Here is an 18,858-nt window from a genome sequence, read left to right on the forward strand (position 1 = left end):
TCAGCGCAGCGCAGCCGCGTAGTTGGCGGGCGTTACGCCGAGCAGACGCACGAACGCGCGCGTCATATGACTCTGATCGGCAAAGCCCGCTGCGGCAGCCGCATCGGCAAGCGTCGCGCCCCGCGCGATCCATTGTCTGGCGAGCACCACGCGACGCTGCATTCGGTACGCGTGCGGCGGCAGGCCCATTTCATGCGCGAAACCGCGCAACAACTGGAAACGGCTCATGCCGGTGTCGGCGGCGAGATCGGCCAGCGTGAGAGGTGAAGAAGGGTCGTCGTCGATGCGTGCCTTTGCTCGCGCAATCGGACCCGACGCATCCGTCGACCGAGAGCGTGCTGGCCGCGTCGCATGAACGCGCACGACGTGCCCAAGCAGTTCGAGCAACGCCTCCTCGCGCGCCAGATCGTCCGGCACGATAGGCGCTTCCACCGCGACAGCGAACAGCCGCTCGAACAAACGCTTCAGCAAAGGATCGTGCGCGACCGGCTGCGTGAGTTCGAGCTCGCGCGCCGCCGCGCCGGTCAGCTCGCTCGCGGCCGTGACGAGCATCGACGGTTCGAAATACAACATGCGCCACGCGCGTCCGCGTTCGTCGAGCGGACTGCCGTCGTGCACTTCTCCGGGATTGACCATGATCGCGTCGTTGGCGCGCGCTTCGACGAGCCCACGTCCGCTCGCCGACCGATGCCCGCCGCTCACAATTACACCGACGCCGAAACGGTCGTGCGAGTGACGCGGAAACGCATGCGCCGTCTCGGCCACCGTGGCTTCGACGCCGCCGATCGCGCAGCGAGGCATATGGACGCGGCCGCGCGGCATGGTCCTCGTTTAGCAGCTAAAAAGACGTTCGCGCATCGGCACACGCGGCGATTCGCAAGCCGGGCCGCCGTGCATCACCGCCGCCAGTTGTCGGCACGCTCGCCTTTGCATGAGGACACGCGGCCACGCGCGAACCCGGCCGCGTATCACTGCCGCCCCTCGTCGGACCGCTCGCCCTCGCGGATCTTGCCTTGCGACACACTGCTGCCCGGCGGCACACTGTGCGTGAGCCACACATTGCCGCCGATCACCGAGCCGCGGCCGATCGTCACGCGCCCGAGAATCGTCGCACCGGCGTAGATCACGACGTCGTCCTCGACGATCGGATGGCGCGCGTTGCCCTTGACGAGCGTGCCGTCGAGGTCTGCGGCGAAACTCTTCGCGCCGAGCGTCACGGCCTGATACACGCGCACGCGTTCGCCGATGATCGCCGTCTCGCCGATCACGACACCCGTGCCATGGTCGATAAAGAAGCTCGGCCCGATCGTCGCGCCCGGGTGAATGTCGATTCCGGTTGCCGAGTGCGCGATCTCGTTGATGAAACGCGCCAGCAACGGCACACCCAGGCGATGCAGCGCATGTGCGAGGCGATGATGCGTCATCGCCCACACGCCCGGATAGCAAAGCAGAATTTCGGTGATGTGCTGCGCGGCCGGATCACCGGTGAAAGCCGCCTGAATGTCGCTGACCAGCAATGCGCGGATGCCCGGCAATTGCGTGCCGAATTCACGCGCGATGCCGAATGCGCGCGCCTGCAAATCGGCGTCCGGCGTTTCGCCGAACTCCGGCAAAAAACGCAGGGCGCGGCGAATCTGTTCCGCGAGCAGCCGGAGCGTGCTTTCAAGCGTATGGCCGACGTAATAGTCGACGGTCTCGTCGGTCAGATCGGGCGCGCCGTAATGCGTGGGAAACAGCGCCGCGCGCAGGCCGGCGACGATGTTGATCACCGCTTCGCGCGACGGCAACTCGCGAATGCCGAGCGGATGCCGCGTGCGATGGAGTTGTTCACGCGACGCGCGCAAGTCGGCGACGATCTGTTCGAGGCCCCAGTTCTGGGTAGGCACGTTAGGCATAAAAGGACAGCGCCGCGCGGGAGCACGGTTCGAAGTGATTATGCCGAGAGATTACCGCGTTTTGCCGCGGCTCGCGCAGCCCTGCTCGACGGCGGAGCCTACGCGCTATGACCCGCCGGAGGCGTGCTTAGATGGTCACGCTGCTTGCGTCGATCCAGCGCACGGCCCAATCGCGCGCATGGGCGATGGCGGCCGCTTCCTCTCGAAAGCGCAAGTCGGTGGGAAAAAAGCGATTGGCGACCAGTTCGCCGTCGCTCGAGCGGGAGATGACTACGTAGGGTTGCCAAGTGCCATCGCCCGCGCGCGCGGGTGCGCAATTTAGCAAATAGCCGCGATGTGTGAATGCAGCATCGAAGTGCATGTGTCACCCGCCCTGACGGCCCCGTAAAATGTTTTGAGTGGCGCGCAGACGGTGCTGCCGGCCATCAAGAAATAGCCGGGCCGAATGTCTTCCAATTTAACCGCGCTTCGCTCGTCGGAGTAAGATCATACTCTGTAGAAAATACGCGTCCATTAAAAAAATCGAAAAGAATCGCGGACGCCATCGCCAGCCGAATACCTCACTCGCCACCGCGCATGCAACCGCGGACAAAGCGCAATGAAGGCAGGTGAATCAGGATTTATGCGAGGCGGAACGGGTTTTGCTGCATGTCACACCATGTCCTCTTCAAAGGAGAATGCATGATGAACAGCGATATCAACAAGCCAGCGAACGCGACACAACCGGCGGCCACGAGCCGCAAGAACACCGCGGAATTGCACAACGACCGCACCCACGACAGCACCGTGGACACCGACGGCAAAAACCTCGAAGCCGCACGCATAGCGGGTCACAGCCCCATCTCGCCCGACGAAATCACCACCAGCAATGCGACCCTCACGAACAGCGTGCCCGAGTCGCTCGACGGCATGGCCGGCTTCGACAGCCGGGTTGGCGGCAATCATCTGCTGCTCGCGCTCGAACCAGGCTACACGGTGATCGACAAAGGCATGGTCGCGCCGCAGGGCGCGTATTCGGCGGATCATCTATACGACGATCCGCGGCCTGTCGGCAGCCGGCAGGACCGCGGCCGCATTCATTACGCCCTTAATCATTTGCGCCCTACCAGGCTGATCGAATTACATCGGGTGAAATAAACATTCGCGCAGTCTTCACATTTGCCTGCGCGTTTGAATTCTCGCGCGGGCCCTAATTAATCCGTGTATTGCGAAGCGCGCACCGTTTGATTCGCGGTGCGCGCTTTTACTTCGATTAGAAACTCAGGGTTGCAGGACCTGCGCGTGGACGAGGCTGTTTCCCTCTGCCAAACATCGGCAGAATCGACTGCACGTCAACCTTCAACGGAGCAGCAGATGAAAAAGATCGTCGTGATCGGCGCCACCGGCACGCTGGGCCAGGCGGTGAGCGCGGAACTGAAGGCGCGCCATGAAGTGATCGAAGTGGGCGCGACGCGCGGGCAATACCACGTCGACAGCACCGACCCGGCAAGCGTCGAGCGGCTCTTTCGCGAGATCGGCAAAGTGGATGGCGTTGTGACCGCGACCGGCAGGGTGTATTTCGGTCCGTTGCCCGAGATGAGCATCGAACAATTCTGGGTCGGCCTGCGCGACAAGCTGATGGGCCAGATCAACGTGGTGTTCGCGGCTCAGCAGTATGTGAACGACGGCGGCTCGTTTACGCTGACAAGCGGCATCCTCGCTGACGAACCCATTTTGCAAGGCGCGAGCGCGACTACCGTCAATCTGGCACTCGAAGGTTTCGTGCGCGGCGCGGCGATCGAATTGCCGCGCGGCATTCGCATCAACCTGGTGAGCCCGACCGTGCTCACCGAAGCGATGGATGCTTATGCGCCCTACTTCCGCGGCTTCGAGCCGGTAACGGCGCAACGCGCGGCAATGGCTTATCTGCGCAGCGTGGAAGGTGCGCAGACTGGCCGCGTGTATCGCGTCGGCTATTGAAGTGAAGCATTCCCGCGATGCGCTTGAGCCGCATCGCGCCTTCTCTGCGGGTTGGAGCCGCTCCGCAGCGGCCGTTTCACGCTCCAGCCGGCCCTCGTCGACTCAGTGAATCTCCGGCTCGCCCGTGTTGTTCGCGACGTCCACATCCGGAGCGGCCTGCGCGCCGCCGCGTTGCAGAAAATCGAAATCGCAGCCTTGATTCGCCTGCATCACATGCACCTGATGCATCGCGCCGTAGCCGCGCGTGAAACGCGGCGCCGGCTTGACCCACGCGGCCTTGCGCCGCGCGAGTTCATCATCCGTCACCAGCAGGTTGAGTTTGCGTCGCGGCACGTCGAGCTCGATCATGTCGCCGCTCTCCACCAACGCAAACGGCCCGCCGATGAACGACTCCGGCGCGACATGCAGCACGCACGCGCCGTAACTCGTCCCGCTCATCCGCGCATCGGATATACGCACCATGTCGCGCACGCCTTTCTGCAGCAATTTTCGCGGGATGGGTAATTGCCCCCATTCAGGCATCCCTGGAGCGCCGACCGGTCCCGCATGCTGAAGCACGATCACACTGTTCTCGTCGACGTCGAGCGCGTCGTCGTCGATGCGCGCGGCCATGTCGTTGTAGTCCTTGAACACCACCGCGCGGCCGGTATGCACGAGCAGATGCGGTTCGGCGGCGCCCGGTTTGATCACTGCGCCGTCGGGCGCGATGTTGCCGCGTAGCACCGCGAGCCCGCTGTTGGGCAGCAGCGGCTTGTCACGCCGGCGGATCACGTCGTCGTTGAAAATTTCCGCGCCTTCCAGATTCTCTCCGAGCGTGCGGCCGTTGACGGTTTTCTGCGAACGGTCGATCAGCTCGCCTAATTCGGCGAGCAACGCCCGCAAACCACCCGCATAGAAAAAGTCCTCCATCAGATACGCACCGGTCGGACGAACATTCGCCAGCACCGGCGTGTGGCGCGAGATGTCGTCGTAGCGATCGAGCGTCAACTCGATGCCGGCGCGGCGCGCGAGCGCGATCATGTGCACGATCGCGTTGGTCGAACCGGACAGCGCGAGGCACGTGGTCACGGCGTTATCGATCGAACCCGCGGTGAGCAGATCGGAGGGCTTGAGGTCCTCCCACACCATCTCGACAATGCGCATGCCGGTTTTCGCCGCCATCTGCGCATGACGGGAATCCGCCGCGGGAATCGACGCGAAACCGGGCAGCGTGAAGCCGAGCGCTTCAGCCGCGCTCGTCATGGTCGACGCGGTGCCCATGGTCATGCAGTGCCCCGGCGAGCGCGCAATGCCGCCTTCCAGGCCTTGCCAGTCGTCTTGCGTGATCGTGCCCGCGCGCAATTCGGCCCAATATTTCCAGACGTCGGAACCGGAGCCGAGCGTCGTGCCGTTCCAGTTCCCGCGCAGCATCGGGCCGGCGGGCAGAAAGATCGCTGGCAGGTCCATCGAGATCGCGCCCATCAGCAAAGCGGGCGTGGTCTTGTCGCAGCCGCCCATCAGCACCACGCCGTCCGCCGGATAGGAGCGCAGCGTTTCTTCGGCTTCCATGGCGAGGAAGTTGCGATACAGCATCGTGGTGGGCTTCTGGAACGGCTCGGAGAGCGTCTGCACCGGCAGTTCGACCGGAAAGCCGCCGGCCTGCCAGATGCCGCGCTTTACTTCCTCGACACGCTGCTTGAAGTGCGTGTGGCACGCGTTGATCTCGCTCCACGTGTTGAGAATCGCAATGACCGGTTTGCCGGCGTATTCCTCGCGGTCGTAGCCCATTTGCGCGGTGCGCGAACGGTGGCCAAACGAGCGCAGATCGTTCACGCCGTACCAGCGATGGCTGCGCAGTTCTTCAGGTTTCTTTCTCTTCGTCAACGTCAGCTCCACGATGTCTTTCGCCGTACCCCGAAGGGGACTTCCTTCAGCGCTTCTGTTCCTTCACGCGCGACACGATCTGCGTCGGGCTCACGAATTGCAGTGCGATCAGCACCCAGATCAGCGTGATCGCCATGTAGATCATCGCCATCGCATCGATCGATTGCGGCGCGCGCACGCCGGTTGAAAAGACAGCGTAGTACAGCGCGACCACGAGCGTTTGCGTCGCGGGGCCCGCTGTGAAAAAAGTCAGCTCGAACATGCCGATGGTGCGCACCAGCACCAGCAAGCCCGCCGCCAGCATGCCGGGCACGAGCAACGGCAGCAGCACATAGCGGAAATAGCGGAACGTGTTGGCGCCGAAAATACGCGCCGCCGCTTCGAGATTCGGATCGATCTGTTCGATGAAGGGCGTCATGACGAGAATCACGAACGGCAGCGCGGGCACCAGGTTGGCCAGAATCACGCCGCTCAGCGTGCCGGCCAGACCGACCTTGTACATCACCGTCGCCATGGGAATGCCGTACGTGACGGGCGGCACCATCAGCGGCAACAAAAAGATCAGCATCGCGATGCGCTTGCCCGGAAATTGCACACGCGCGAGCGCATACGCCGCCGGTACGCCGAGCAGGACCGACAGCAGCACGACTGCGCCGACTACCTCGACGGTCACCCACAATACGCTCGCCAACTGGAAGTCGCTCCACGCCTGCGCATACCAATGCAGCGTGAAGCCTTGCGGCAGCAAGGTGCCGAACCAGCGCGTCGCGATCGAATTGACCGCCACGGTCGCGATCAGCAGCACCACGTTGACGAGGAAGAACACCATCGCGCCCCACACCAGCACGCGCCAGACGCGGCCTGGCACGCTGGTGCGCTGCCGGGTGCGACCGGCGCGCTTATCCGGCTCGCGCGCACCGTCGTCGTGATCCTTTGATGCCGGCGCGGACCACGAAGGCTGCGCCGCGCGATGATCGGTCGTCATCAGCCTTTGCCTCCGGTGGCCGGACCGCTGTAGAAGAAGCGGCGCGCGCCGAGCAGTGCGGCAACCACCAGCAACTGCACGAAGCCCATGACCATCGCGATCGCGGACGCCAGCGAATAGTCGTAACTTTCGAACGCGGCTTCGGCGGCGGCGATCGACATCACGCGCGTCGGCCCGGCCGGCGCGCCGAGCAGCACCGCCGACGGAAATACCGAAAACGCCTGCACGAACGACAGACACGCCGCCATCGTCAACCCCGGAACCAGCAGCGGCAGATAGATGCGGCGAAACTGCTGCCACGGACTCGCGCCGAGCGTCGCGGCCGCGGCCGCGAGCGTCGGGTCGATGCCGGTCACGTACGACAGCGTCAACAAAAACGCAAACGGAAAGCCCGACACGATCAGTGAAATCAGCACGCCCCAGAAGTTATGCGTGAGGCGCACTTCGCGCGTATAGAGATGCAGGCCGTGGAGCGCCTGCGGAAACCAGCCGTTCGGGCCGAAGTACGTGAGCATGCCGTCGGCGATCAACACGGTGCCGAGGGTTACGGGAATCACCAGCAGCGTCGTGACGAACTTCTGATAGCGCGAGTAGCGGCGCAGCGCGAATGCCACCGGCACCGAGACGCCGACGTTGATCAGCGTGGCCGGCACCGAGAGCTTGAGCGTGACGAAGATCGTCGGCCACATCGACGTGTCGGTGAAGAAGGCCAGATAGTTGGCCCAGAGGCCGCCGCCGTTCATCGGCCGGAACGACAGCACCAGACCGTACGCGAACGGATAGATGAACAATGCGACGATGAACAGCAACGCCGGCGCGACGAGCCACGCCTTGGCGTCGCGTGGCGCGAGCGGCGGCGACAGCGTGGGCGTGTTCATGCCGTCTCCGCGTCGTAGACGAGTGTGCGCGACGGCGGCACGCGCAAGCTGATTCGCTCGCCCTCTTCGAATTCTCCACCGACGCGCGCCCAGATATCGCCGAACGCCGTTTTCACGCGCAGCAGCGAATCGCGGCCGCCGTATTCGACGGTCGTCACCAACGCATCGAAGGCATTCTCCGCGCCGGGCACGGCGCGCTCCATATCCTCGGGACGCAGCGCGACGCTCACGCGTTTGCTGTTGAAGCCGGCCATTGGCGTGCCAAGCAGACGCACACCGTTCGCGCTCACCAGCACGCCTTCGCCCTGCGTGCCTTCGAGTTCGAACTCGGCCACGTTGCGATAGCCCATGAAGCGCGCGACGTGCAGATTCTGCGGCCGCGTATAGACCTCTTTCGGCGTGGCGACTTGCTGCACCACGCCTTCCCTCATCACGACGATCCGATCGGCCATGGACAGCGCCTCGTCCTGATCGTGCGTCACGTAAAGCGTCGCGCGCTCGAGCTGGCTATGGATGCGGCGAATCTCCGCGCGCATTTCGATGCGTAGCTTGGTGTCGAGATTCGACAGCGGTTCGTCCATCAGGATCAGCGGCGGCTCGATCACGATCGCGCGCGCAATCGCGACGCGTTGCTGCTGGCCGCCGGACAGTTGTCCAGGCAGCTTGCGCTCGTGCCCGACGAGTTGCACGAGTTGCAACGCTTCGCGCACCCGGCGCACAGCTTCGCTCTTGCCGATGCCGCGCATCTTCAAACCAAAGCCGACGTTGTCGAGCACGCTCATATGCGGAAACAGCGCGTAGTTCTGAAACACCATGCCGAAGCCGCGCTTCTCCGGCGGCAACACGTCGATGCGTTTGTCGTCGAGCCAGATGCCGCCGCTGCTCAACGCCTGCAATCCGGCGATGCAATTGAGCGCCGTCGATTTGCCGCAACCGGACGGTCCCAGCAATGCGATGAACTCGCCACGCTGGATGGTCAGATCGAGTCCCCGCAGCGCCGCGATCGCCTGGCCTTCCGCATTCGTGAAACTGCGGCTCACCGAGTCGAGCCGCAACTGTTCAAAGTGATGCTTCATGGCGGTTTCCTGATACGCGCGAGGCGTACGCCGTCATAGATCACGTGAGGATCGAGACGGCATGCGTGCGTGCACTGCGGGAGCGGAGGCTACTTGGTCTTCTGCGCGCCGACCTCGGTGTCCCATTTCTTGAAAGCCGCGACCATCGCCGCGGCATTCAGCGGCAATACGTGCGGACGCTCGGCCAGCAGCTTCGCGTACTCCGGCCGGCCGTATTTCTTCAGCACGTCCTGGCTGTGCGCGGGCGCCTGCTCGACGCTCACGCCCTTGATCGCCGGGCCGGGATAGAAATAACCGTCGTCATAGGTCATGGCCTGCTGCGCCGGCTCGAGCATGAAGTTCATCAGCTTGTAGAGCACGTCGAGTTTTTCCTTCGGCACGCCTTTCGGAATCACCATGTAGTGCGCGTCGTTCACCCACGTCATGTTGTCGAACGCCTGCACGCGGAATTCGGCCGGCACGATGCCGAGCGCGCGCGGATTGATGTCCCAGCCTGTCACGGTGACGGTCATGTCGCGCGTGCCTTCGCCGAGCTCCTTCATCACCGCCGAGGTGCCGCCCGGATAGTAAGGAATGCAATCGTTCAGTTGCTTCAGAAAGGCCCACGTCTTGTCCCATCCGTGAATCGGATCCTGCGGATCCTTGTCGCCGAGCACGTACGGCAAGCCCATCAGGAACGTGCGGCCCGGACCGGAATTCGCCGGCCGTGCATAGATCAGTTTGTCCGGATGCGCCTTGCACCATTGCAGCAATTGTTCGGGCGTCTTCGGCGGGTCGCTGACCTTGGCGGGGTTGTATTCGAGCAGCGGGCCGGCAGGCATGTACGCGACTTCGAGCCCGTAGCCTTGCGCGAGATCCTGCATCTTGCGCGGACCCGGCGCGTATTTGTCGAGCACGCCGGGGAACGCCGCCGCGTTCTCGGGCAGCAGCTTCATCCATAGACCCTGTTCGATGCCCGCGGCGAGCGCGTCGGTGCCGGTCAGCACGAGATCGATATCGGAGCGGCCCGCGGCCTGCATCGCCTTGATCTTGCCGGGCAGTTGCGGCGCAGGCGCATTCGTGAAGGTGAGATTGCCGACGAGGTTTGGATACTTCGCCTTGAAGGCCTCGAAGCCTTTTTGCGTGAGTTGAAGGTCGCCGGCCACGTCGACGATATTGAGCGTGACCGGGTCGGCCGCGTGCGCGGCGGATGCGAAAGCGGCGCTCGCCGCGAGACATACGGACACCAGCCTGAGCGCCAACCTGTCTGAAACAGTCATTGCGTCTCCTCGCTTCCTGGTATGGAAATCCGCCGGTCGAATGCGCTGCTGGCGGTGTCTTTCTACCAATGGAACATAGCGAAGCGGGACAGCTGATGTCAAGCCAATACTCGTGGCGGCAACCGGCCCCCGAAAACCGCGGTTTTCCTGATGAATCCTTGCCGCTCAATGGCTTGCGCGCTGCATCCGAGGGCAAACCCGAAGTCGAACACGTACTCTGACGACGACTTGTCCGGCAACTAGCCGCCTTGCACGCCTTGCGTGTTCACGTAGAGCGAATAAAGTCCGTGGCTTGCCGCCATGAACAGCCGGTTGCGATGCCGCCCGCCGAAACATACATTCGCGCAGCGCTCCGGCAGCGCAATGTGGCCGAGCGGCTCGCCTTGCGACGTGAAGACGCGCACGCCGTCGAGTTCATCGGTGCCCATGCCCCAGCCGCACCACAGATTGCCGTGGACATCGACGCGAAAGCCGTCCGGCGTGCCCGGACCGGCGTCGATCAGCACGCGGTTGTTCGACAGCGCGCCGCCGTTGTTGTCGACGTCGAACGCACGGATTTTGCGGCGTGGCTCGCCGCGCGATTCGACGATATACAACACCGACTCGTCCGGCGAGAACGCCAGACCGTTGGGGCCGAGCACGTCGTCGGCGACGACGGTGACTTCGCCCGATTGGCCGTCGACGCGGTACACGCATGCCGGCAATTCCGACTCCTGCCGCTCGCCCTCATAGAAACTGTCGATGCCGAAGGTCGGATCGCTGAACCAGATCGAGCCGTCCGATTTCACGACCACGTCGTTCGGCGAATTGAAGCGCTTGCCGCGATAGCGGTCGGCGAGCACGGTGATCGAACCGTCGTATTCGGTGCGCGTGACGCGGCGCGTCAGATGCTCGCAGCTGACGAGACGGCCCTGACGGTCGCGCGTATGGCCGTTGGCATTGTTCGACGACTGGCGAAAGGTCGACACCGTGCCGCTTGGTTCATCCCAGCGCAGGATGCGGTCGTTCGGAATGTCGCTCCACAGCAGATAGCGGCCGTCGCCGAACCAGACCGGGCCCTCGGACCAGCGCGCGCCCTGATACAGGCACTCGACGGACGCGGAAGCCAGGATCAACGGCTTGAAGCGCGGATCGAGCACGCGGATGGAGGGATCGGGATAGCGTCGGCTGTTGTCGGTCATGCTGGCGGTTCAAGGCTCGAGGTAGGGTTAGCTTGCGCGGAACTCATGCTCTAACGCGAGCAGCACCCGCGCGGCGTGCTCGATCTTCGCACGATGCTCGGGTGGCGTCGAACTGAGCAACGGCAAAATCGGCCCGACGTCGGCGATCCTGGAAACGTCACGGCGCTGTGGAGCACGGGAATCAGTGAGATCTCGTCGCGCAAGTTTTGAGGGGCAAGAAGCCTCGTAAAGACGTTGCGCCCCCTCGCGACCACCCTTTTGACCGCTCGCGGTTGGGCTGCGAATGTTGTCAAACAACCTGATGACAAGCACGGTCCGGCGAATCTTCGCGCGAGGTGCGGACGTTGCAAACTACGCCATGTCGCTTTTGTATGACAATATAGCTTATGGCAGTGGCGTTTATCTCGCAGCAGCCGTCCCACCTGCGGACATACAAGATGGGCAATCAGTGCGATTTTGACCGGAATTTTGGCAGCGACCGCTAATTGGAATGCTTCCAATAATGTTGCCAATGAATGGCATCAAAACGGCTACTACGAGAGAATTACCCACATAAAGGATCGGTGAATGTTAATTCGATCAAAGAAATCAGTTACAAAGAGCGGTTCATTCGCATTCTCACCAGAGCGCCGCGCCTGGCATTGTTTAGAATTCACTTCTCGCTTTGCGAAATAAATTTTGGTGATAGATTGTGCAGATAAAAACCACCGGACGGAATGCCGTACCGCAATTAACCGCAACGGGATGTTTGCGAGCCTGAGAGAGTGAAAATTGTCGCTACATTTTATCGAGCAGATGGCACCGCTACTGAACGCCGCCGACGAAACGGAATGGTTCGGTGCAATCGCGGGCCTCGCCGAGACGTGGGGCTTCGACAAGCTTTTGATCGCCATGCTGCCGCGTCCGACCATTCGCCTGGAAGACGCCTATGTGCGCAGCACGTACGCGTCCACGTGGCGCCGTACTTATGACGAGCAGGGACTGGTTCACATCGACCCGACCGTCGCGCATTGCGCGACACGCGCCACGCCGCTGATCTGGTCACCGGACATTTTCACGACCGCGGCGCAGCTTTCCATGTACGAGGAAGCCCGTTCGCACGGATTGCGTTCCGGCGTGACATTGCCGATTCACGGGCCGAACCAGGAAGCCGGCATGATGTGCTTCGTCAACGACAACAATCCCAACGATGAATTCTGGCGCCATATCAACGTGGCATTGCCGAATCTGGTGTTATTGCGCGACCTGGTAATCGACACGAGTCAGCGGCATTTGAATACGCACGCTCAGTCTTTAATGCCCAAACTGACGCCGCGCGAACGCGAATGCCTGAAATGGACCGCACGCGGCAAATCCACCTGGGAAATCTCCCACATCCTGAACTGTTCGGAAGCCGTGGTGAACTTCCACATGAAGAACATCAGAACGAAATTCGGTGTGAATTCGCGGCGTGCGGCGGCCGTGATCGCAGCGCAACTCGGGCTTATTGACCCGGGTTGAGCAAGGCGGCGGCGTCGCGGCTGTACAGCACGCGCTCGGCACGGCCCAGATCGGCGTCGGAAACGGTTTTGGTGAAATACAGACCCAGCAGGATCGAGACCGGCGCCGGGATTTCAGCACCCGATTCGAACCGGCTGCCGCGCGACTGCGTTACGCCGAAGCGGGCCCAGAAGCGGCGTTGGCTTTCTTTTTTCTTTTTGCGGTAAGCAATGATCAGAACCCGGTCCACCGCCGTGGACGGCTCCGCCGGGCGGGTTTGAAGGCCGGTTTGCGGTTGCCAATGATTTTCGAGGAGTTCCATTTTCGGTCCTGTCGGTTGAGTGCAGTGCTTGTCTCGAATTTTGCGTTACCCGATAAGCATGCACACCTATCCAGGTAGGTAGGTGGCAGAAACATTCAAAATGCATAAGTTTTCTTGCGTATTGGGTACCCCAACACGTTCAGGAGAACGTCATGCAAACAGCAATCCGGATTGGAATGCGTCAGGAATTCGACAACGCGGATATCAACGAGATGTACCGCCTGCGGGCGCGGGTGTTTCATGGGCGGCTCGGATGGGAAATCCCGACCATCGCGGGCATGGAGATCGACGGCTATGACGCGCTCGGTCCGCACTACATGCTGATCCAGGCCGACGACGGGCAAGTGCGCGGCTGTTGGCGCCTGATGCCGACCGAGGGGCCCAATATGCTGAAAGACACCTTCCCGCAGTTGCTGCATGGCGCGGCGGCGCCGGTAGGGCGGCACATCTGGGAATTGAGCCGGTTCGCGATCGAAACCATCGGCGAGGAGCAATCGTTCGGCTTTGCGGATTTGACCATGCAGGCCATCCACGAACTGGTGACGTTCGCCGACCAGATGGGCATCACGCGGTATGTCACGGTGACCACGACGCCGATCGAGCGGCTGCTGCGCAAGACCGGCATCGACGTCAGCCGGCTCGGGTCGCCATTGCAGATCGGCGTGGAACGAGCGGTGGCGCTTGATATCGCGGTTAGTCCGAAGACTCGTACCGCGCTGTTCGGACCGATGGCCGTTGCGGCGTAGCGCTCGCCTGGTTGCCCTTTAGTTGCTGCCTGCCTGCTGCCTGCCTGCTGCCTGCCTGCTGCCTGGCTGTTATCGCGCGGCCGGTTCGCCGCCGCGTAATGGCGGTTAGACGCCGCGCCAGGGCGCCATGGAATCGCATTGGGCAAGTAGCTTGGCAACTCGCCGCCGCCCTGGCGCGCGGCGAGAGCGGGCGGCAGATCAGGAACCGAACATGCGCTCGAGCGCGTTCTCGAGATGCGCCCGCATGGCGTGCGCAGCGCCTCGCGCATCTTTGCGGCGGATCGCGTCGAGCACAGCCCTATGCTCGTCCTGCACGAGCCGCTGCCGCGCCACCGTTTTCACCAGCGAAAGATTGCGCGACAGGTTCATGCTGAACAGGATCTGCTCCTCGATGAACGACATGACCGTGATGAAAAACGGGTTCTTCGACGCACGCGCCACCGCGAGGTGGAACATGAAGTCGTCTTTCGCGCCGATCCCTTGCGTCTCGACGATCCGTTCCAATTGGTCCCAAGCGTGCTGGATGGCGGCAATGTCGTCGGCGTCGGCTTTGAGCGCCGCATGCTCCGCGGCGCCCGCTTCTGTCACGATGCGAAACTCATAGCAGCGACGGATATCGGACAGCGTTTCGAGCGGGGCGAAGCGGCGCACGTCCGGGTCCGGCCGGCGCGCCACCGTCGTGCCCGAACCGTGCCGGGTCATGATGATGCCGTCGGCCCGCAAGCGCGCCAGGGCTTCGCGCACCGTCGGCCTGGACGTCGCAAAACGCTCGGCCAGCGCATGCTCGGTCGGCAAGCGCTCACCTTCCTTGTACTCGCCTTCGACAATGCGATTGAGAATGTCGCCGTAGATCTTGTCGGGTAAGCCCGTCGTTTTGCGCTCGTTCATCAGCGGACTGAAGCAACTTGTCTGAGTAGACTGTAATTGTAAGGCAAACCTTGCTCCGCCTTGGACGCGGATATGCGCTGCGAATGGGAGCAAAGTCCCGTCGACGCTTGCCCTCCGGCGCTTGCTGAACCAGCCGACGCAATCGAAAAATTTGATAAGAGTTTGACTTACATCCAGGTGGAGGGCATGTTCTTCGGCGATCATGAAGGCTTGCATCAGCAATGATCGTCATTGCGCCCAGCGTTTGAAAACAGCTGCGGCATCCGGATCCTTCAGACGCGGAGTCGAAATGTACACACGCATTCTTGTAGCGGTCGACGGCAGCAACACCTCCCGCCGTGCATTCGAAGCAGCGCTCGCGCTCGCCAAATCCAGCGGCGCGGTCCTGCAGCCGCTCTACGTGGTCGAGAACACACCCATGTATTTCGAAGCGCCCGGTTACGACCCGTCCGTCTTGCGCAATCGCCTTGTCGAGGAAGGCAAGGAACTCGGCGCCGAGTTCGCCAAGGCCATGACCGAGCAAGGCGTGAAAGGCGACCTGGTGGTAAGCGAGGCGTCCACGATCGACGACGTTTCCGTGGTCGTGCTCAAAGCCGCCGCCGACTTCAACGCCGACTTGCTGGTCATGGGCACGCACGGGCGACGCGGCTTTCAGCGCCTGATTCTCGGCAGCGTCGCCGAGCGCTGCGTGCGGCAGGCGAGCCTGCCCGTGCTGCTCATTCCGTCCGCGGCGGGCAAGTCCGGCGCCACGGATTGATTCGCGCCGCGCTGGTGCGCCATGCGATTGCCTCTCGTATCGACCGCGCGCGCTCAATCAGCAAAGCAATCTCCTTCTGCCAGGGTATGAGCCGGGCTTGCCTGCTCACCCTTCATCGCAGTCCATCAACAAATTCACGAACGCCGGTGTGACATTGCTCAACACGCCTGACTGCCCGAACGTGTCATTTTGACGCGAAGCGGGCGACGCGGCAGATGGGACAATCTGTCGGTACCCCACCACTGGCTGCAGAACATGCTCACTCCTATCGCTGTTACGCACTTCGCCGGCACTGCCGAACCCGCGGCCTCCGCCGCAAGTTCGTTGCCGGTGCGCGGCAGCCGTCGCGCGGCGCCATCAAGGGCAAGCGCGCGTTCCGCCGCTCGCTGTTCGAGTTGCGCCATGCGGCAGCTCTGCATGCCCCAAGGTTTGTCGCCCGACGAACTGATGAAACTCGAAACGCTCATCTGTTCCGCGCGCTCCGTTCAGCGCGGCGAAGCGCTGTATCGCAGCGGCGACCGCTTCGACAATATCTACGCCGTGCGCTCCGGTTCAATGAAAACCGTCATGGCGCACCGCGACGGCCGCGAACAGGTCACCGGTCTGCGGCTCGCGGGCGAAGCGCTCGGCCTCGACGGCATCAGCGACGACGTGCACGCCTGCAGCGCGCTCGCGCTCGAAGACAGCACGGTCTGCATCGTCCCGTACACTGCGCTCAAGTCGCTGTGCCGCGAAATCAGTTCGATGCAGGAACGCATGCACAAGCTGCTGGGCGAACAGATCGTCCGCGAAGCCGCGCAGATGATGGTGCTCGGTTCGCTCTCGGCGGACGAACGGGTCGCGGCATTCCTGCTCGACGTCTCCGAACGGAACGCGCGGCGAGGTTATTCGTCGGCGGAATTCAATCTGCGCATGACACGCGAGGACATGGGCAGCTACCTCGGCATGACGCTCGAAACCGTAAGCCGCACCCTGTCAAGATTTCAAAAGCGCGGCCTGATCGACACACAGGGCAAGCACATCCGGATCGTCGATCTGGATGGTCTGCAGCAAGTCTAGGCTTGCGGCGGGAGACGGCCCGCGCCGCCGCCGTCCCTCGCGCACTCCTTTTTTCACGCGCTTTCGTCTTGGCATGGCTCCTGCGAGCGGGTACAGTCTTTAGTCCGTCCCCCGCAAGGAGACCCGGCGAAATGAATCGCGACCCCGCCCCGCATCACCCGCTCGTGCAGCGGCTGATCGAAGCGCGTCAAGTGACTGACGCACTGTTTTCCATCGTGAAACCTGAGTTTCTGTATGAACGGCCGATCCGCGAGCGTCACCGGATTGTGTTTTATATCGGCCATCTGGAAGCTTTCGATCGTAATCTGTTCGATCAGCGCCTGTGCGATCTGCCGGCGTTCGATCCGCATCTCGACCAGCTTTTTGCCTTCGGCATCGATCCCGTCGACGGCGGCTTTCCGACCGATCAACCGAGTGACTGGCCGTCGCTCGACGTCGTTCGCGGCTACGGCTCGCGTGCGCGCGAGCAGATCGACCGTGAGCTCGACGCGCTGACACACGCCGCGCAACTCGACCGCACCGGTGCCCAGGCCGACGCCTCGGAGCAATTGTTGAACGTGGCGATCGAGCATCGGTTAATGCATGCTGAAACGCTGGCGTACATGCTCCATCAGTTACCGCTTGCGCAGAAGGTCACGGAATTGCGCGAGCCTGTCGTGACGCGTGGGGAACCACGGGACGCGTTGTCTTCGATGGTCAGCGTACCGGCCGGCACAACTGTACTCGGCATGCCACGCGACGGTGGACGGTTCGGTTGGGACAACGAGTTCGGCGAAATGCAGGCCGAGGTGCCCGCCTTTGAAATCGACCGCCATATGGTTACGAACGGCGCATTCCGCGAGTTCATCGAGGCAGGCGGCTATCGCGAACCGAAGTGGTGGTCGGAGAAGGATTGGGCGTGGAAAGAAGCCGAGCACATCGAGCATCCTGCGTGCTGGTCCCGGCACGATGCAGGCGGCGAGGCTAGCGCTTGGACATTTCGCACCATGTTCGATGAGGTGCCGCTGCCGCTCGACTGGCCCGCGTATGTGAGCCACGCCGAAGCCAGTGCGTACGCACGCTGGGCAGGCAAAGCATTGCCAACCGAAGCGCAATGGCAACGTGCGGCACAAGGCGCGCCGCACGCCGCGTCGGGAAATTTCGATTTTCGCAGCTGGGATCCGCAACCGGTAGACGAGTATCCGGACAACGTCAGCGCGTTCGGTGTGGAAGGACAATTCGGCAACGGCTGGGAGTGGACCTCGACGGTGTTCGATGCGTTGCCTGGCTTCGAAGCTTTTCCATTTTATCTGGGCTATTCGGCCAACTTTTTCGATGGCCAGCACTATGTGATCAAAGGCGGTTCGGCACGCACCGCGCAGTGCATGCTACGGCCGGCTTTCCGGAATTGGTTCCAGCCGCACTATCAGTATGTGTATGCGGGATTTCGGTGTGTGAGGTGATTGACAAATAAAGGGCGGTTTCAAGGGTGAAGCGCAACAGCGGGATTAATGTTTAGAGCTTTGAGGTTGACTTGCTGATGCGAGGGTCGCGGTGAAGACCTCGAATGGCGAATGGAAGTTGTGAGTTGCACGAGGCCGGCTATTCAGACTGTCGGCGATGGCGTCGAGTTCGTCTTGACTGTAGACCGAAAGGTCGGTGCCTTTGGGCAGATACTGTCACAGCAGCCCGTTGGTGTTTTCGCAAGTGCCGCGCTGCCAGGGACTGTGCGGGTCGCAAAAGTACACGTTCACGCCGGTTGCGGCCGTGAGCTCCTTGTTACGCGACATTTCTTTGCCCTGGTCATAAGTGAAGCTCTGCCGCAGTGGCGCGACAATCGAGTTGAGTTTGGCGGAGAACGCCGCCAGCGCTGAAGCTGCGGTGGCGTCTTCCATCTTTGCGAGCAGCACCAGGCGGCTGGTCCGTTCAACCAGAACGCCGACCGAGGACTGGTTGCCCGCGCCCTTGATGAAGTCGTCTTCCCAGTGTCTGGGCAGCAGTCGGTCCTCGATTTCGGGCGGGCCGCCCATGAATACTGACCATGTCGGGAATCTGTCCGCGTCGGTCTGTGCCGCGTGTGCGCGGCATGCGCGTGCTGTGACCATGGCGCAGGCAGGCAATGAGCTGACGGCGCAGTTCGCCGCGCGGCTGGGCGTAGATGGCCGTGTAGATGGTTTCGTGCGAAACCTGCTGGGTCGGGTCGGTTGGATACATACGTTTCAGTGTGCCCGATATCTGCTGGGGTGACCATTTCCACTCAAGCAGTGGTGAGAACGATACGCCAGCAGACGCTTTGCAGGCAAAGCTTTGTGGGGCGGCGTGAGGCGCTGAGCGCTTCAGCCGCTACCGATGCGTAGCCTGCTGGCGAGCCGTTTCGCGTCAGTTCACGGCTAACGGTGGCCGGCGAGCGCCCGAGTATCCGGGCCATGGCCCGGATACTCGAACCCTGCAGATGCAGGCTTGCAATGGTCAGGCACTCTTCAGGTTGTAGTTGCTGGTACTGCGTTCTTTCGTGCATCGCAACACCTGATA

General features: G+C 62.4%; 18 protein-coding genes and 2 pseudogenes. 7 read left to right on the forward strand and 13 right to left on the reverse strand.

Annotated features, from left to right (window positions below):
- From B0G82_RS23715 to B0G82_RS23725, 3 genes are all read right to left on the reverse strand, one after another.
- Positions 1-822, reverse strand: coding sequence for an AraC family transcriptional regulator (locus B0G82_RS23715; protein ID WP_121309245.1), 822 nt, complete (start codon positions 820-822; stop codon positions 1-3).
- A gap of 146 nt (positions 823-968) precedes the next feature.
- Positions 969-1,895 carry a serine O-acetyltransferase EpsC gene (epsC, locus tag B0G82_RS23720; RefSeq protein ID WP_106276820.1) on the reverse strand — a complete coding sequence of 309 codons (927 nt, stop codon included), beginning with the start codon at positions 1,893-1,895 and terminating at the stop codon, positions 969-971.
- A gap of 127 nt (positions 1,896-2,022) precedes the next feature.
- Positions 2,023-2,256 (reverse strand): hypothetical protein, encoded by a 234-nt coding sequence (locus B0G82_RS23725; protein ID WP_121309246.1) that lies wholly within the window; start codon positions 2,254-2,256, stop codon positions 2,023-2,025.
- Between the two features lie 323 nt (positions 2,257-2,579).
- Here B0G82_RS23725 and B0G82_RS23730 point away from each other — a divergent pair, with 323 nt between their 5' ends.
- Positions 2,580-3,032, forward strand: coding sequence for a DUF3005 domain-containing protein (locus B0G82_RS23730; RefSeq protein WP_106277646.1), 453 nt, complete (start codon positions 2,580-2,582; stop codon positions 3,030-3,032).
- A gap of 216 nt (positions 3,033-3,248) precedes the next feature.
- Entirely contained in the window at positions 3,249-3,854 is a 606-nt protein-coding gene (locus B0G82_RS23735; protein ID WP_121309247.1) for a short chain dehydrogenase, read from the forward strand.
- 102 nt (positions 3,855-3,956) lie between these two features.
- On the opposite strand, the gene araD is transcribed toward B0G82_RS23735, so the two are convergent.
- The 7 genes and pseudogenes from araD to B0G82_RS40590 all read right to left on the reverse strand — a co-directional run.
- Positions 3,957-5,717: an L-arabinonate dehydratase gene (gene araD, locus B0G82_RS23740; RefSeq protein ID WP_121310799.1), complete on the reverse strand. Its 1,761-nt coding sequence runs from the start codon at positions 5,715-5,717 to the stop codon at positions 3,957-3,959.
- A 46-nt stretch (positions 5,718-5,763) separates the two neighbouring features.
- Positions 5,764-6,702, reverse strand: coding sequence for an ABC transporter permease (locus tag B0G82_RS23745; protein WP_121309248.1), 939 nt, complete (start codon positions 6,700-6,702; stop codon positions 5,764-5,766).
- Positions 6,702-7,580, reverse strand: coding sequence for a sugar ABC transporter permease (locus B0G82_RS23750; RefSeq protein ID WP_116123150.1), 879 nt, complete (start codon positions 7,578-7,580; stop codon positions 6,702-6,704). The genes B0G82_RS23745 and B0G82_RS23750 overlap by 1 nt, the downstream gene beginning before the upstream one ends.
- Complete coding sequence (locus B0G82_RS23755) at positions 7,577-8,656, reverse strand: ABC transporter ATP-binding protein (protein ID WP_121309249.1); 1,080 nt, start codon at positions 8,654-8,656, stop codon at positions 7,577-7,579. Before B0G82_RS23755 ends, B0G82_RS23750 begins: the two co-directional genes overlap by 4 nt.
- A gap of 89 nt (positions 8,657-8,745) precedes the next feature.
- Positions 8,746-9,915, reverse strand: coding sequence for an extracellular solute-binding protein (locus B0G82_RS23760; protein WP_121309250.1), 1,170 nt, complete (start codon positions 9,913-9,915; stop codon positions 8,746-8,748).
- A 239-nt stretch (positions 9,916-10,154) separates the two neighbouring features.
- Complete coding sequence (locus B0G82_RS23765; protein ID WP_121309251.1) at positions 10,155-11,096, reverse strand: SMP-30/gluconolactonase/LRE family protein; 942 nt, start codon at positions 11,094-11,096, stop codon at positions 10,155-10,157.
- A gap of 27 nt (positions 11,097-11,123) precedes the next feature.
- Positions 11,124-11,305: pseudogene (locus B0G82_RS40590) on the reverse strand (dihydrodipicolinate synthase family protein); the annotation flags it as partial.
- A gap of 586 nt (positions 11,306-11,891) precedes the next feature.
- Here B0G82_RS40590 and B0G82_RS23775 point away from each other — a divergent pair.
- Positions 11,892-12,596, forward strand: coding sequence for a LuxR family transcriptional regulator (locus tag B0G82_RS23775; protein ID WP_121309252.1), 705 nt, complete (start codon positions 11,892-11,894; stop codon positions 12,594-12,596).
- Here B0G82_RS23775 and B0G82_RS23780 read toward each other — a convergent pair.
- Positions 12,580-12,897: a hypothetical protein gene (locus B0G82_RS23780; RefSeq protein WP_106276804.1), complete on the reverse strand. Its 318-nt coding sequence runs from the start codon at positions 12,895-12,897 to the stop codon at positions 12,580-12,582. The two genes, B0G82_RS23775 and B0G82_RS23780, sit on opposite strands and share 17 nt — an antisense overlap.
- 152 nt (positions 12,898-13,049) lie before the next feature.
- Between B0G82_RS23780 and B0G82_RS23785 the strand changes: the two genes are divergently transcribed.
- On the forward strand, positions 13,050-13,643 hold the full coding sequence (locus B0G82_RS23785) for an acyl-homoserine-lactone synthase (RefSeq protein WP_116145997.1): 594 nt from the start codon (positions 13,050-13,052) through the stop codon (positions 13,641-13,643).
- Positions 13,644-13,841: 198 nt separating this feature from the next.
- On the opposite strand, the gene B0G82_RS23790 is transcribed toward B0G82_RS23785, so the two are convergent.
- Positions 13,842-14,531: a FadR/GntR family transcriptional regulator gene (locus B0G82_RS23790; RefSeq protein ID WP_116145998.1), complete on the reverse strand. Its 690-nt coding sequence runs from the start codon at positions 14,529-14,531 to the stop codon at positions 13,842-13,844.
- A gap of 289 nt (positions 14,532-14,820) precedes the next feature.
- On the opposite strand from B0G82_RS23790, the gene B0G82_RS23795 reads away from it, so the two are divergent.
- The 3 genes from B0G82_RS23795 (at position 14,821) to B0G82_RS23810 (ending at position 17,789) form a co-directional block, all read left to right on the forward strand.
- The gene (locus tag B0G82_RS23795; RefSeq protein ID WP_121309253.1) at positions 14,821-15,288 is read left to right on the forward strand and encodes a universal stress protein; all 468 of its coding nucleotides are present in this window, start codon (positions 14,821-14,823) and stop codon (positions 15,286-15,288) included.
- Between the two features lie 402 nt (positions 15,289-15,690).
- A complete protein-coding gene (locus B0G82_RS23805) occupies positions 15,691-16,347 on the forward strand; it encodes a helix-turn-helix domain-containing protein (RefSeq protein ID WP_116123142.1) in 657 nt (218 codons plus the stop codon).
- A gap of 131 nt (positions 16,348-16,478) precedes the next feature.
- Positions 16,479-17,789 (forward strand): SUMF1/EgtB/PvdO family nonheme iron enzyme, encoded by a 1,311-nt coding sequence (locus tag B0G82_RS23810; protein ID WP_121309255.1) that lies wholly within the window; start codon positions 16,479-16,481, stop codon positions 17,787-17,789.
- A 45-nt stretch (positions 17,790-17,834) separates the two neighbouring features.
- On the opposite strand, the pseudogene B0G82_RS23815 reads toward B0G82_RS23810, so the two are convergent.
- Positions 17,835-18,844: pseudogene (locus B0G82_RS23815) on the reverse strand (IS30 family transposase).
- Positions 18,845-18,858: the final 14 nt, after the last annotated feature.

Source organism: Paraburkholderia sp. BL17N1 (assembly GCF_003634175.1).
Classification (GTDB): domain Bacteria; phylum Pseudomonadota; class Gammaproteobacteria; order Burkholderiales; family Burkholderiaceae; genus Paraburkholderia.